Below are 14310 nucleotides of genomic sequence, written 5' to 3' on the forward strand. Positions count from 1 at the left end.
CGCGGCGCTGATGCCGGGGCCGTGAGCAAAGAGCTCAGGCGAACAGGTCGTCGATGTTGCTTTCCCACATCCCCGTGCCGTCGTTGTACTCGGCCGCGTCGATCGAGAAGGCAACCTTGTGCTTCTTGCCGTAGCAGTCCTCGGCAAGGCTTTCGAGACCGATATACTGGCCCTCGCCGTTCGCCTACTTCTTCAGCTGGTCGTTGGTGTATTCGAGATCGAAGTTGGCGCCCGCCTTGGTCGAGAATCCGGCGAACTCCCAGTCGTCCTCCCATCCGGCGTCGCCGCCGAGATCGTACTTGGCGTCGAGCGCGTCGCCGAAGAACTCGTTGAACAGCGCCTTCAGCGTGGCGTCGTCAATCATCATGTCGAAGGTCGAGGTCGAGTCGTAGCCCGGGTTGAGGTTCTCCCAGAATTCGTCGAAATCGTCGATCTTCAGCTTGAGGCAGCCGCCGTCCCCGTCGCTGAAGTAGAACACCATGTTCGAGATGTCCTTGGTGCTGTCGAAGTCGACGACAAGGCTGGCGGTGGCTGAGGTCTGCGAGATGTCGACGCCGTCGTCGGGCGAGTTTTCGGTCGGGATCTGCAGATTCAGCGTGATCGTGTCTACCCCGGCAGCCGAGATCGTGGTCGACAGGCTGGCTGATTCCCCATCCTCGCTGAAGAGTTCGGCTGTCTCGTCGATGATGTCGTTCACGGTGTCGTCGCTGAAGCTGTCGAGACCCCCGCTCTGACCCGGCGGAAGCGTCGAGCGGATCTCGACCCCGTCGCTGTCGATGATGTAGAGATTGCCCTGTGCCGGCTGCGCGCCGGTGGTCGTGGGCCCCACCTCGCCCGACCAGAAGCTTTCGGTCGCCGAGGTGTTAAACAGGACCGAAGTATCCAGGGTTGCCTCGTCGAGCTCTCCCTCGTTGATGACCGTCTCGATCGTCAGCGTCTCGCCGTCGGGATCGTTGTGGTCGCCGATCACCTCGAGATCCAACTGGATCTGACTGCTCGCCGACGCTGAAAGATCGTAGGCCGACAGATCGATGTCCAGCTCGATCGAGTCCAAGACGTCGATCGTGTCGTTTTCGATTTCGGGCGTCACCGGGTTGGTGAAATAATTGTTCGGCGATCCGTTCCAGTCGCCATCGGTCATGATGGCCGAGCCAGAATCCAGCACTCCAAGTGTTACAGCCGTGTCCTACGCTCTCCCCTGAAATTGAGGCACAAAATGCGCCCACACCTTCACGATGACCCTGCGCGCATCAAACGCCCGACGGCCCGCTCGCGGCAAAGTTGGACTACGCGGAAGGTCACAACTATAAGTTGAATACCTTGAAAGCGCCGCACTGTCATCATCTTGCGTGCTGCGGCACCCGCGCGCAGGCCCGATGCGGATCATAGCTCGACCGCGCGCGAGGATGCCGCCGGGCGTCCAAACTCGCGTCTTGACGGGGCAGGCGGTGCGCCGTAATCAGGCGCTCGCCTTGGCGAGGTAGCTCAGCTGGTTAGAGCGCAGGACTCATAATCCTGAGGTCGAGGGTTCGAGTCCCTCCCTCGCTACCAGGCGTCTTCCATGAAAATCCCATGGTCCCCGGGCTTCGTCGGTCGGCGCGAGCCCTGCGCCCGCCGTTGGCACGGCGGTCCGCATGGGGTCATGGCGACCCCCGGAGATTGATGCGAGATCCTCGCGGACCTGCGAGAGCTCGGGAGGGTGTTCGACGTCGGCGCGCGGCGGTCGCATGGCTCGCGCCGCCCCGGTGCACGGGGGAAGGCCGAACGGGATCGCACGGGGATCTGGTCGGCGGTCGCCGAAGGGCCGTCGGTCGCCGCAGCGGTGCCCCGAAGGCGTCGACGGGCGCAATGGCAACGGGTGCCCATCCCGCGCCGCGCGCCGGGCGGCCCCGGCGGACTGCCGCGGCTGGCAACGGCGACCGCCTGCGCGGTGGCGGGATCGGTTGGGGGGCGCGGCCCGATCCCGGCCGTCCCGCGCCGCTTCCCCCGCCACGGGGCCGTGGCGGGGGCGCGCGCGGCGAGGCCTCAGCCCTCGGGCAACACGCCGGACTCGACGGCGGCCGCGAGTTCGTCCTCGGTCACCACGCCGTCCGCGTTGACGTCGGTCGCCGTCCAGATCTCGGCGCCCGCATCCGGGAAGGCGGCCGCGAACTCCTCCTGCGTGATCATGCCATCGGCGTCCGTGTCGATGTCGCCGAACGAGGCGGCGAGGGCCACGCCCGCGATCGCCCCGATGCCGGCCGCGAGGGCGGCGATCCTTTTCACCATCATGTCGGTCTTCTCCTTGCTGCGGCTGGGTCCGGGGGGAGATCGTCGTCCGATCCGAAAGCCCGCAGCATCGCTTCCGTCCCGCAGGAAAGGACCGCCCGAGCCGAGGATTATTCCCTCGTCTCGGGAATCCGCGCGGCTCTCGGGATCCTCGCGGGGCTGGGCAACGAAATCGCGCCCTCGACCGTTTACTACCCGGGATCGGCGTGGATGCGGGCGCGATGGCGCAGCGCATGAGCCGGCCGCTCCCGGCGCCATCGGGCTTCGCGACGTTTGCGTGGACGGCTCAATGGCGCGGATCGGGCGGCGGCGCGCGACGGCATGTCGGATCCGCCGACCGGTGGCGATCGCCAGGCGTCGCATGAGTTCAGCTTGAGAGCATGATCCGCAACAGCGAGGGGAGCTTGGTCCGTGGAGCACGGGAAATGCCCGGCCGGTCTGCGCGAGGTCGATGGCCGCGAGCTTGTCGATCATATCCGGGCGCTTCGCCGCTATGCCCGGGTGCTGATCGGCTCGCCCGCCGATGCCGACGACCTGGTGCAGGAGACGCTGAAGCGCGCGCTTCTCTACATCGACGGCGCCAGCCGGATCGACAACCTGCGCGCATACCTGTTCCGCATCCTGCACAATGCGCGAAACGACGCGCTGAAGCAGCGGCTGGCGGCCGGCACCCCGGTGCCGGTCGAGGAGGCGCGGCTGCTTGCCGTTGAACTGCCGCAGGTCGACCGCATCGCCTGCCGTCAGGTGGTCGATGCGATCCAGTGCCTCAGCGAGGAACATCGCCGGGTGATCCTGCTGGTGGCGGTCGAGGGGATGAGCTACCGCGAGGCGGCCGAGGCACTGGATCTGCCGGTCGGCACGGTCATGTCGCGCCTCAACCGGGCGCGGGCGGCGCTGCGCGCAACGCTTGGCATGGAGGGGGCGCTGGAACTGGGCGCTGGGTCCTGAGCGCTGGCCGCGCCGGCCCCGGCGCCCGTCACGAGGCGCGACGCGCCGCGGCCGGCACCTCGGCCCGGGCGGTCCCGCCGGGGGCCGGGGAGGGCGTGGTGCCCGGCAGTGGCTCGGGGGATGCCCGTGCGGAAGCATGAGCGCCCGGCTCGGCATCCGCCGACATCCTCACCGAGATTGTCGTGCCCCCCTCGCCCGACACGCTCAGCTCGCCGTCGACCTGGCGGGCGAGCGCCTCGATCAGCCGCAGGCCGAGCCCCGAGGGGCCGGGGCCGCCGCCCGCCCGGAGTTCGGCCCCCTCCGGCGTCGACCCGGCAGGGGCCGCAAATCCCACCCCGTCGTCGGCGACGACGAAGGTCCCCGTCCCAGAGGCGCTGCGCTCGAAGGCGATGCGGATGCGTCCGGGACGTCCGCTCGGAAAGGCATGCTTGAGTGCGTTGGTCACTGCCTCACTGACCAGCAGCGCGAGCGGGATCACCCTGTCCGTGGGCATCATCACCTCGGGGATGTCGATTTCGAGCGCGATGTCCTGGCCCGGCTGCGAGAGGCCGGCGAGCGTCCGCCGGCCGAGTTCGGACATGAAGGATGCAAGGTTCACGCGGCCGACATCGTCGTTCTCGTAGAGATGGCGGTGGGCGAGCGCCAGCGCCCGCACCTGCGCCTTGACCTCGTCGAGCGCGGCGCGGCCGGCGCTGTCGGTCAGGCCGCCGCGGCGGATGTTGAGCAGGCTGCTGACGATCTGCAGGTTGTTCTTGACGCGGTGGTGGACCTCCTTGAGCAGGACGCTCTTCTGCTCGAGCGAGCAGCGCAGCTCCTCCTCGCGCAGCTCGATGCGGCGCGCCATCAGCGCCAGCGTCGCGGCAAGCTCGCGCAGCTCGCGCGGGGCCTTCGAGAAGTCGGGCGTCTCGGTGTAGTGGCCGCGGCCATAGGACTGGGCGATGTCGCGCAGGCGGCCGGTCCAGCGCGTCACGAAATGGCGGGTGCCGAACCATGCCGCGCCGATGCCCGCGCACCAGATCGCCGCGAGGCCGAGCACCGTCTGCATGAGATCCCGCTCGAGCAGTCCCACGGCACTGGTCGCGGGCATCCCGTAGAGCATGGTCACGTCGCCATGCGGCAGCACCACGCTCGAGAACACCCGAAGGACGCCGTCATGCCCCACGGCCTCGAAATCGGTCTGCCCCTTGCCGAGCACCTCGGCCGCGGCCTTGGGGCCAACGGCTGCGGCGAGCGTGCCGAGCGCGGCGATCTCGGCCTCGGGGTCGGCCGACAGGCCCAGCGCGGTCTGGGCCAGCACGACGGCGCGGTCGGCGAGGACGTTGCCGTTGCTGTCGACGAGGAAGAAGACGCTCTCGGCGGGCAGGCTCACCTCGCGGATGAAGGCCGACAGCCAGTAGAGCCGGATCGACGCGGCGAGAACGCCCTGCAACTCGCCCGCGGCCCCGTAGACGGCCTGCGCCGCGACGATGATCGGGTAGGGCGAGGTCGGCGTCACCGTGTAGTCGCTGATGGCGAAGCTGCGATAGCGCCGGATCTGTTGCAGCCAGGCGCGGTTGGCGGCGTTGCCGATCGCGTCGTCCGAGCCGCACAGGAGCCGCCCGTCCGGCGCGAAATAGCCCAATGATTCGAACTCTGGCGTGTTCTCGACCGTCTCCGACAGAAGCGCCGCGCAGGTCGGTCGAGACTGGCGCAGGTCGGGTTCGTCGCCGACCGCCTGAAGGATCTTGCGGGTGTCGTCGAAGAATTTGCTCTCGTATGTGGCGGTGAGCGTCGCGAACTGGCGCACCTGCAGCCGCGCCCGCGCGCTCTGCTCGACAAAGGAATCCCAGGCGAGCCACAGGCTCATGATGGTCGGTGGCAGGACCAGCACCGCAAAGAGCAGCGCGAGCCGCCCGGAAAGCGTCTCGGTCGCGCTGCGAAATCTCGAGCCTGGCGCCATGACGGCTCTGCCCCGTACCTGGCCCGCCCGCTGCCGTGCTGCTAGCCCGCCGCCGCCGCGGGCATCGCCGGGTGGAGCAGGAGCGCCTGGCTGATGGTCACCTGCAGCACCTCGGCGTCGAAGGGCTTGGTGATCAGGTAGGTCGGCTCGCCCCGCGCGCCGGTCAGCAGGCGCTCGGGATAGGCGGTCACGAAGATCACCGGCACGTCCGCGAATCGCCGGATCTCGGCGGCGGCGTCGATGCCCGAGCTGCCGTCCCTGAGCTGGATGTCCGCGAGCACGATGCCGGGACGGGCGTTGGCGGCAAGCGAGACGGCGCGTTCGCGCGTGTCGGCAATGCCGATCACGTAATGGCCCATCTCGTTGACGATGCCCGCGAGGTCGAAGGCGATCACCGGCTCGTCCTCGATGATCAGCACACGGGTCGTGGTCTGCGCCCGCAGGTCGTCGCGCGCCCGCGCGAGCAGGGCCCGCGTCTCGCCGGCCGGCCGCCGCAGGATCGTGCCGATCTCGTCGAGCGAGAAGTCGCACAGCGTGCGCAGCAGCAGGACCTCGCGCTCGACCTCGGGCAGAGCGAGGATGCGGGACTCGAGCTTGTCGAGCTCGGCGCGCGGCGCGGTCGTGTCGGCGTCGAGCGGCACCAGCAGGCCGACGAGCAGGTCGTGGAAGGCGCGGAACAGCCCCAGCCGCAGGTTGCCGTCGTCCGCTTCGATCAGTGACGGCTCGGCAAGGATCGCCTCGAGGCAGGCCCGCACATAGCGATCGCCCCGTTCCTGCGAGCCGGTCAGGCAGCGCGCATAGCGCCTGAGCATCGGCATGTGGGCGGTGATGCGTTCGTCGGGGCTCGGCATGGGTGTGATCTCCTCGTTGCGCGGCAGGAGCGCGGGCTGTGCGCCCGCGGCGTCATTTCGAGCGCGGGCCGTCCTGGCCGGGCCGGGCGGCCTTGAGCCGCGCCTCCAGCCGGGCGGCAAGGTCCGTCATCTCGTCGGGCAGGGGCCGGGAAGCCTCCTGCGCATGCAGCGCGGCAAGCTCGCGTGTGAGCCAGCGGTCGAACGCATGGCCGCCCGCGCGATCGGGCCCCGCGCGGTCGTGCCGCTGCGGACGGTCCGGGTGCCTGCTGTCCTTGGCCCTCACGTGCTTTCCACCCTTCATGGCCGGGTCCGGTGTCGGGCCAGCGCCCACACCGCTGTGGCCGCACCCGGAACGTGGGCGCGGCGCGTTCCCTCCCGACCTCTCGACACGGAAGACCGGGGTAAGGGGCGATCTATTCCCGTCCGGCGAGAATTTTTTTCGTCATGCCGTCGAGCGGGCGTTGCGGCGCTGGATGGAATAACCGGCGGGCTTTCCCGGTCTCACTTGTCGAAGCATCGCCCCGAGGGCAGGCGCCCCGAGCGCGCCCGACGGGCGGCGTCCAATCGTGCGGTGTCCGCGAGCGGCGCTCGCCGCCAGGGCCGCCACGTGGAAGGAGGCGAAGATGACCAGTCTGATTGGTGCGCATGACCCCTGTCTGCAAGCGCCGGACGGGGACAGGCAGATTTCCTCCCTGCGGGCTGTGTGCCTTGCGGGCGTAACCGCGATCGCGCTGGCGCTGGCGCTGCCGGCGGCGGCGCAGCAGCAGGCGCCGAGCGTCGAGCCCGACACCCTTCAGCCGCCCGCCAACGAGGGCACGGACGGCGCGTCCGGCATGGCGGGAGGTGACGACGCGGCCGGGATGCCGACGACCGGGGACGCGCCCGATACCGGCACCGCGGGGATCGCCGCGCCGGCCGAGCCGGCAGAGCCGGACGAGCAGCCCGTGCCGTTCGATGGCCAGATCATCGCCCAGGAGGAGGGGACCTTCGCGGTCTCGGAACTGGTGGGCGCCGGCGTGACCGGAATGGATGGCGGGCAGATTGGCAAGGTCGACGATGTGCTGATGAACGATGAGAACCAGCTCGACGGCCTCGTCGTTTCGGCCGGTGGCTTCCTCGGGTTCGGCGCGAAGCGTGTCGGTATCGACATCTCGCGCGTCCGCATGGTCGAGGCGCCCACCGGGGAGAAGACGGTGATGCTCGACATCAACCTCGCCGAGCTCGAGCGCGCGCCGGAGTTTGTGTCGCTCGATGACCAGCGGCGCGCGGACGAGGAAGACGCGGCGCGCCAGGCCGTCGAGCGGGAGGCTCAGCAACGGGCCGGTCCGACGACGCAGCAGCAGCCGGCGACCGAGTGACGGCGCGACCTTGCGGGGGCGCGACGGCACGCCCGTAGCGCCCCTGGCGGGATCCGGGAGGGTGCAGGGCTTCGCGCTCGGCACGTCCTGCCAATCGTCGTTCCGTCGCTCCGGGAAGCCGGGTGGCGCGAGGTTTTCCTGCGCCAGCGATGTAGTCGTTCAATATATTTCGCGACATGGCGTTGATAATATTTAAGATGATGAATTTATGTTACATATTATAGAGATAAATTTTTTATTATCCAAAGAAATTCAAAATATTACAATGATTTTTTTTCGCAGGAATGGGAATTTCCCAGGGTTCGCGCGGTCTGTCTCGATGCCTGACGCCGCCGTGTTTGGCGCGGCGAGGCCATGCGTCGCCGGTCTGCGGACCGCGGCGCGACAGCAATTGATGCAACGACACAGAATGGAGACACCAAAATGCGCTCGAGCAAATCACGCATGCAGCTTCTGGCGGCCACGAGTGCGATCGGGCTCCTGATCGGCACGGCCGGGGCCGATGCGTTCCCGCTTGTCAACGATCGCGGCTTTGCAGGCGGCTTCACCGCGCAGCCTGCGGTGATGGCTGGCGGCGCACCCCCGATCATCCTCGCCCAGGCCGATGGAGGCGACGGTGGCGGCGACGGGGGTGCCGATGGCGGTGCCGATGGTGGCGCCGATGGCGGCGCAGACGGCGGTTCCGACGGCGGTGCGGATGGTGGCGCGGACGCGGGCGCGGACGCTGGTGCTGACGCCGGCGCGGACTCCGGTGGTGGTGCCGGTGCCGACGCCGGTGCCGACGCGGGCGCCGATGCCGGCGGCGACTCGGGTGCCAGCGCGGGCGGCGACGCCGGTGCCGATGCTGGCGCCGATGCTGGCGCCGATTCCGGCGGTGACAGCGATGGCGCCTCGGCCAGCGGCGGCTCCGACGCCTCGGCCGGTGTGGGCGATGGCGGCGCCTCGGCCTCGGCCTCGTCCGGTGCTTCCGCCAGCGCCTCGGGTGACGGTTCCGCCAGTGCCTCGTCCTCGGCCGGCGCCGAGGCTTCGAGCAGCGACACGGGCAGCAGTGCCGGCGCGACGTCAGATTCCTCGGCCGCGGCCAGCGGAACGGACGCGTCTGCGGACACGTCGTCGAGCGCGGGCGTCTCGGGCGACGGGGTCTCGGCCTCGGGCGGCGCCGAGGCGGGCGCCTCGGTCGATGGTCCGGGCTCGGCGGCAGCCGGCTCGGCGGCCTCGGCGGGCGTCGCCTCGGATGGCGACGGCGCGACCGGTCAGGCCTCGGCCACAGGCGCGGCCGGTGTCGATGGTGACGGCAGCGCTGGCGTGAGCGCGGGCGCCGAGGCTGGTGCCGCGCTTGGCGGTGCGGCCGCGGATGCCGGCGCGAGCACGGATGCCGGAGTCGAGGGGCCGGGCTCGGCCGCCGCGTCGAGTGGCGCGGGCGCGAGCGTGGGTCTTGGCGACGACGGTGCCTCCGCCGAAGCCGGCGCCGAGTTCGGCGCCTCGGTCGAGGGTGACGGCGCCGCGACCGGGACGGCCGGCGCGACCGCGGGGGCCGAATTCGGCAATGACGCCGGCTTCGGCTCGGCGGCCGGCGCTGCGGATGTCTCGGCCGGTCTCGATGGCCCGGGTTCGATCGGCGGCACGGCTGGTGCCGGTGCTAGCGCGGGGATCGGCGACGATGGCGGCATCTCTGCGGCCTCGGATGCAGCGGCCGGCGCCTCGGTCAATGGCGAAGGCACGGCCGAGGGCGCCACGAGCACCGGCGCAAGCGTCGGCATCGGCGAGGCGAACGCGGCCGAGGCGAACTCGGCCACCGCGGGCGGCCTGTCGGGCCCGGGTGAACTCGGCCTCGGCTCCGATGCGGCGGCCTCGCTCTCGGACCTCGACGGCACGCAGTCCGGCTCCGCCGCGGCAAATGCCGAGGGCGCGGTCGACGGAGCCGGCGCGGTCTCGGGCACGGCGGGCGCCTCGGTCGGCCTCGGCCTCGACACCGGGACGCCGGGCAACGCCGATGCGACCGCCGATGCGGCGGCCGACGGCGCGTCCTCGGCCGACATCTCGGCCGGCGCGACCGCGCAGGGCACCCGCAGCGAGACGGGCGTGAGCGTCGACGTAGGCACGCATTCCGACGCCAACGCCACCGGCGCCCCGGTCGACCCGGCCGACGACGACGATGCCGCGGCCGACGAGAGCGAGCCCGCGCCCGCCGATGACGACCAGGCGATGGTCGGCGACGACGAGGAAACCGTCGGTAGCCGCGCCTTCTCGAAGTCGCGCAGCAAGGCGATCTCGACGCCGCATATGTCGAAGAGCATCAGCCATTCGATCTCGAAGGCGCAGACCGTCGGCGACGAGGACATGGCCCAGGCCGTCTCGCACGCGGTGGCGCAGGCGATGGCGCTCGACACGCCCGGCACGACCCGGACCGACACGCGGACCAACACCAGCGCGCGGTCGCGGGGCGACGCCGCGGCGGATGCCGAGGCCGCGGCCGATGCCGAGGTGGCCGAGGACGGCACCCGCTCGGCCGAGACGTCGGTGAGCACGGGCGCGAGCGTCGGCCTCGACTAAGCCCGCGGCATCAGCCGCACCGGGGCGGCCTTGCTCGCCCCCATCGCCCGGCCCCCGCACGGGGGGCCGGGTTTCCGACCGAAACGCGGAACCGACGCCCGGGGGGCAACCCGATGCGACCGATCGCAGCGCTGGATGGCCGTCGCGCGGCCGTCGTTCCCACGACAGAGGAATGACGAAAGATGACGCGATTTTCGATCACTCCCCTTGCACTTCTCATCGCCGGCACGCTTGCCGCCTGCGGCGGGGCCAAGTTCACCGCGGGCGGGCGCGACTTGCCGGTGCCTGACGATCCGGGCCTATATGCGCTCACGCGCAGCGGCGAGTTGCGGCGGCTCGACGGCTCCCCCTCGTGGGAGCGCGAGACTTGGGCGAGGCGCTCGGACCTCTCTCCCGATGTCGAGTTCATCGTCCACGAGCCCGGCATCGGCGGGGCCGCCGGCAATGGCGCCGCGCCCGCCGGGTTGTGGCGCGTTGCCTGGGTGCGCAGCGACATCCTGCCCACCGGGGCAGCGGCGCCCGCGCAGGGCAGCGAATGGGTCCAGGCGGGGCTAGACACCCAGTCGCAGCCCGTCGCCGCGACGTGGCACCCGGAGATCAGGGGCCTGTTCCACCTCGCGCCAACCTCGCCGCTGGCGCCCGGGCTCTACGAGCTGAGGCTCGAGGGCGGAAGCGGCGAGCGCGCGCGTATCGGTGTCGCGTGGAGCTCGGTCGACAGGCGCGAATATGCCGCCGCGAACTGCGTCGACCGCATCGTCGGCGAGCCCGTGCGCTTCCAGCCCTGCGGCGCGGCGAGCGGCGCCGGCGTGGTCCAGGCGGCACGCGCGATGGCGCCGCAGCCGATCGGTGCGCCACCTTCGCCGCAACCCGTCGCGGCGGCGCCGCCGCTGCGGATCACGCTGGCCGACCCGGTGCGCGAGGATGACGGGCTGCGCATCCGCGGCACGGTGGTCAACACCTCGGCCCAGGCGCGGCGCGTCCCGATGCTGCAGGGGACCATCCTCGACGCGTCCGGGACGCCCGCCGACCGGTGGTTCTTCTCGGCGCTCGAGCCGTCGGTCGGGCCGGGGCAGGAGGTGAGCTTCACCTCGTGGCGGCGCGCGCCGCCGGGCGCGGCTCGGCTCGATGTCGATTTCGTCGCCCGGTGACCGCACCCCGCGTGGCTGTCGGTGCGTGCGCCCCGACGGCGCCCGACGGCTGCGGAACAACCCGACCGATCCTGAATGGAGGATGCCAGCATGTTCGAACGTGCCGTGATCGTCGCGGGCATCGCGACGCTGCTCGTCGCGAGCCTCGGGCTCGCCGCAGACCCGCCGGTGCCGCCGTCGCGCGATGGCGCTGCGGCTGCGGGGGCCAGGATGGAGGAGGATGCCATGCCGAAAGCTTCGCCCGATGATCGAAAGGCTCCGTCCACGCGTGCCTCGGCCAGCGCCTCAGCCTCGGCCTCGGCCTCTGCGACCGCGCGCGCGGGGTCTGGCGGCACCGATTGCGCCGCCGATGCCGCGGCGAGCGTCGAGCGCGACGGCAAGCGCATCAGCGCCCAGCGCTCGCGGCGCACCGAGGCCAGCGACGGCGGATGCAGTGCCGAGGCCCGCGCAAGCACGGGCGACGCCCCCGGCGAATGACACGAGCCGCATCGCCTGCGCCCGACGCTGATCGGGCGCAGGCGCCCGCGCGCCGGGCGGCAATCGGCGAGCGCGAAGGCGTGATGCCGGGGCCCAGCGGACCTCTCAACCAGGCGGTTGCAGCGAGCCGCGATCGACGAGCGTCGTCCCGAACATGGCGCTCTCGACGCCATCCTCGCCGGCCCGCATCCTCAGCAGCACCCGGGCGGCCGTCTGTCCCATCAGGCGGTGCGGCACACGGACGGTGGTCAGCGGCGGGTCCAGCAGCTGCGCGAGCTCGATGTCGTCGAAGCCGGTGACCGACACGTCGCGCGGCACGCGCAGCCCGGCCACGCGGATCGCGAGCATGGCGCCTGCCGCGAGGACATCGTTGCCGCAGATGATCGCCGTCGGCCGGGGCGCCCGGGCGAGGAGGCGCGCCGCCGCCTCGCGGCCGGCTTCGAGCGTGTAGGCGGCCTCGACCAGGTTTCCCGCATCGAGGGCAAGGCCGCGCGCCGCCATCGCCTCGCGCACGCCGGCGAGGCGCGCCGCCGCCCGGTCGTTGCCGAGGGTGATGCCCGAGATCATGGCGATCCGCCGGTGGCCGAGGTCGAGCACCCGATCGGCCAGGCCGCGCGCCGCGGCGCGGTTGTCGAAGCCGATGCAGGTCCATGGGCAATCGGCGCGCCAGGTCCAGACGACCACGAAGGGCATGCCGCGCCGCCGCAGCAGTTCGTAGCTCTCGGGGTCGCGAGCCTCGCCGATCAGCACGAGGCCGTCGATGCCGCGCCCGAGCAGGGCGCGGATCTGCCGGGCCTCGCGGGCCGGGTCGTAGTTCGAGGTCGCGACCAGGAGCGTGACGCCGGCCGCAGCCAGTTCCTCCTCGAGCGTTTGAAGGCCCCGGGCGAAGATCGCGTTCTCCATGGTCGGGATCACGGCGCCGATCGTGTCCGTCCGGTTCGAGGCGAGCATGCGGCCGCCGAAGTGCGGCGTGTAGCCGAGTCGGGCGATGGCCGCCTCGACCCGCTCGCAGGTCTCGCGCCGCACGCGCGCGGAATCGTTCAGCACCCGCGAGACGGTCGCGGTCGAGACCCCGCTGGCGCGGGCGACATCCTCGAGCGTGGGCTGCGGCTTCATAGGCGGGGGAGGGCTCCGGTGCGGCGCGATCTTAAAGTTAGGAAAGAAAGCGCTTTCAGTCAAAATGTAAGCGCTTGCATATCGAATGAAAGCGTTTACGGTGACGATTATATCGAATCGGGCGCGCATTGGCTGCAAGCTCGCGCGATGATGCGGGGGTGCCGAGATGGTCGCCGTCGCCGTCGCCGTCGCCGTCGCCGCGCCGCGCATCGATCCATTGCCGTGCGCGCCGCCTGCTGCCGGCGATCCCGGCCATCCTTTGCCCCGATATGCGCAAGTGAGGCTCCGATGAACGTCCAGTACCTCAAGAAGGCCGCGAAGAAGTCCACCGACGATGCGGGCGACGTGCGCGCCACCGTGCAGGCGATCCTGAACGAGATCGAGGCCGGCGGCGACGAGGCGGCGCGGCGCTACGCCGCCAAGTTCGACCGCTACGAGGGCAATGTCGTCCTGACGCGCGAAGAGATCGAGGCGGCGGCAGCACAGGTGCCCGGGCGGCTCAAGGACGACATCCGTTTCGCCTGGGACAACATCCGCCGCTTTGCCGAGGCGCAGAAGGACACGATCCGAGACATGGAGATCGAGGTCACGCCCGGCCTGATCGCGGGACAGAAGGCCATCCCCTGCCAGGCCGCGGGCTGCTATGTCCCGGGCGGGCGCTACAGCCACATCGCCTCGGCGATCATGACGGTGACGACGGCCAAGGTGGCGGGCTGCGGCCACATCGCGGCCTGCTCGCCGCCTCGTCCGGGCGTCGGCATCGCGCCCGCGATCGTCTACACGGCCGATCTGTGCGGCGCCGACACGATCCTTGCGCTCGGCGGGGTGCAGGGCATCGCCGCGATGACGTTCGGCCTGTTCGGCCTGCCGAAGGCGGACATCCTGGTGGGCCCCGGCAACCAGTTCGTGGCGGAAGCCAAGCGCATCCTGTTCGGCCGCGTCGGCATCGACATGTTCGCGGGCCCGACCGACAGCCTGATCCTGGCGGACGCGACGGCGGACCCTCATGTCGTCGCCTGGGACCTGGTGGGGCAGGCCGAGCACGGCTACAACTCGCCCGTCTGGCTCGCCACCACGCACCGGCCGCTGGCCGAGAAGGTGCTGGACCTGGTGCCCGGCTACATCGCGACGCTGCCCGAGCTGAACCGCGAGAGCGCGGCCGCGGCGTGGCGCGACATGGCCGAGGTGATGGTCGTGGCCGACCGTGAGGGGCTGGCGCAGGTGGCCGACGCCTATGCGCCTGAGCATCTGCATGTGCAGGCGGCCGATCTCGACTGGTTCCTCGGCCGGCTGCGCTGCTACGGCTCGCTGTTCCTTGGCGAGGAGACCACGGTGGCCTTCGGCGACAAGTCGGCCGGGCCGAACCACGTCCTGCCGACCTCGGGCGCCGCGCGCTACACGGGCGGGCTCTCGGTCCACAAGTACATGAAGGTGGTGACATGGCAGCGCGCGACGCGCGAGGGCGCGAAGCCCGTGGCCGAGGCGACGGCGCGTATCTCGCGGCTCGAGGGCATGGAGGGCCATGCCCGAACCGCCGACATCCGCCTGGAGAAGTATTTCCCGGACGAGTCCTTCAACCTCGCGGCGACGGACTGAGGCGAACGGCGCGGGTGCCGGCAGAGATCGGGTCACGCGGCCGTCCGCGTCGCCTG

13 protein-coding genes and 1 tRNA gene are annotated in these 14310 nt (G+C 70.9%); 7 read left to right on the top strand and 7 right to left on the bottom strand.

Features of this window, described 5'->3' with window-relative positions; all coding sequences use genetic code 11:
• Nucleotides 1-184: 184 nt before the first annotated feature.
• Nucleotides 185-1141 (bottom strand): hypothetical protein, encoded by a 957-nt coding sequence (locus M1105_RS11220; protein ID WP_249580455.1) that lies wholly within the window; start codon nt 1139-1141, stop codon nt 185-187.
• A gap of 333 nt (nt 1142-1474) precedes the next feature.
• Between M1105_RS11220 and M1105_RS11225 the strand changes: the two genes are divergently transcribed.
• A tRNA-Met gene (locus M1105_RS11225) sits at nt 1475-1551 on the top strand.
• 474 nt (nt 1552-2025) lie between these two features.
• Here the strand turns inward: M1105_RS11225 and M1105_RS11230 are convergent.
• The gene (locus tag M1105_RS11230; RefSeq protein WP_249580456.1) at nt 2026-2271 is read right to left on the bottom strand and encodes an EF-hand domain-containing protein; all 246 of its coding nucleotides are present in this window, start codon (nt 2269-2271) and stop codon (nt 2026-2028) included.
• Between the two features lie 408 nt (nt 2272-2679).
• On the opposite strand from M1105_RS11230, the gene M1105_RS11235 reads away from it, so the two are divergent.
• Nucleotides 2680-3216: an RNA polymerase sigma factor gene (locus M1105_RS11235; RefSeq protein WP_249580457.1), complete on the top strand. Its 537-nt coding sequence runs from the start codon at nt 2680-2682 to the stop codon at nt 3214-3216.
• A 28-nt stretch (nt 3217-3244) separates the two neighbouring features.
• Here M1105_RS11235 and M1105_RS11240 read toward each other — a convergent pair whose 3' ends face one another.
• Genes M1105_RS11240 through M1105_RS11250 form a run of 3 tightly spaced genes read right to left on the bottom strand, consistent with a single transcriptional unit; the run spans nt 3245 to nt 6307 of the window.
• On the bottom strand, nt 3245-5155 hold the full coding sequence (locus M1105_RS11240) for a sensor histidine kinase (RefSeq protein WP_249580458.1): 1911 nt from the start codon (nt 5153-5155) through the stop codon (nt 3245-3247).
• A gap of 41 nt (nt 5156-5196) precedes the next feature.
• Nucleotides 5197-6006 (bottom strand): response regulator, encoded by an 810-nt coding sequence (locus tag M1105_RS11245; RefSeq protein ID WP_249580459.1) that lies wholly within the window; start codon nt 6004-6006, stop codon nt 5197-5199.
• A 52-nt stretch (nt 6007-6058) separates the two neighbouring features.
• Nucleotides 6059-6307 (bottom strand): hypothetical protein, encoded by a 249-nt coding sequence (locus tag M1105_RS11250; protein ID WP_249580460.1) that lies wholly within the window; start codon nt 6305-6307, stop codon nt 6059-6061.
• Between the two features lie 322 nt (nt 6308-6629).
• Here M1105_RS11250 and M1105_RS11255 point away from each other — a divergent pair, with 322 nt between their 5' ends.
• The 4 genes from M1105_RS11255 (at nt 6630) to M1105_RS11270 (ending at nt 11542) form a co-directional block, all read left to right on the top strand.
• Complete coding sequence (locus M1105_RS11255) at nt 6630-7364, top strand: PRC-barrel domain-containing protein (protein WP_249580461.1); 735 nt, start codon at nt 6630-6632, stop codon at nt 7362-7364.
• Nucleotides 7365-7808: 444 nt separating this feature from the next.
• Nucleotides 7809-9917, top strand: a complete 2109-nt coding sequence (locus M1105_RS11260) for a hypothetical protein (RefSeq protein ID WP_249580462.1) — start codon at nt 7809-7811, stop codon at nt 9915-9917.
• A 182-nt stretch (nt 9918-10099) separates the two neighbouring features.
• Nucleotides 10100-11065 carry a DUF3426 domain-containing protein gene (locus M1105_RS11265; RefSeq protein ID WP_249580463.1) on the top strand — a complete coding sequence of 322 codons (966 nt, stop codon included), beginning with the start codon at nt 10100-10102 and terminating at the stop codon, nt 11063-11065.
• A gap of 90 nt (nt 11066-11155) precedes the next feature.
• Nucleotides 11156-11542: a hypothetical protein gene (locus tag M1105_RS11270; RefSeq protein ID WP_249580464.1), complete on the top strand. Its 387-nt coding sequence runs from the start codon at nt 11156-11158 to the stop codon at nt 11540-11542.
• A 105-nt stretch (nt 11543-11647) separates the two neighbouring features.
• On the opposite strand, the gene M1105_RS11275 is transcribed toward M1105_RS11270, so the two are convergent.
• Both M1105_RS11275 and M1105_RS11280 read right to left on the bottom strand, forming a co-directional pair.
• Nucleotides 11648-12658 carry a LacI family DNA-binding transcriptional regulator gene (locus M1105_RS11275; RefSeq protein ID WP_249580465.1) on the bottom strand — a complete coding sequence of 337 codons (1011 nt, stop codon included), beginning with the start codon at nt 12656-12658 and terminating at the stop codon, nt 11648-11650.
• A 55-nt stretch (nt 12659-12713) separates the two neighbouring features.
• On the bottom strand, nt 12714-12914 hold the full coding sequence (locus M1105_RS11280; protein WP_249580466.1) for a hypothetical protein: 201 nt from the start codon (nt 12912-12914) through the stop codon (nt 12714-12716).
• 32 nt (nt 12915-12946) lie between these two features.
• Here M1105_RS11280 and hisD point away from each other — a divergent pair, with 32 nt between their 5' ends.
• On the top strand, nt 12947-14254 hold the full coding sequence (hisD, locus tag M1105_RS11285; RefSeq protein ID WP_249580467.1) for a histidinol dehydrogenase: 1308 nt from the start codon (nt 12947-12949) through the stop codon (nt 14252-14254).
• Nucleotides 14255-14310: the final 56 nt, after the last annotated feature.

This window comes from Thermohalobaculum sediminis, assembly GCF_023487995.1.
GTDB lineage: Bacteria > Pseudomonadota > Alphaproteobacteria > Rhodobacterales > Rhodobacteraceae > Thermohalobaculum > Thermohalobaculum sediminis.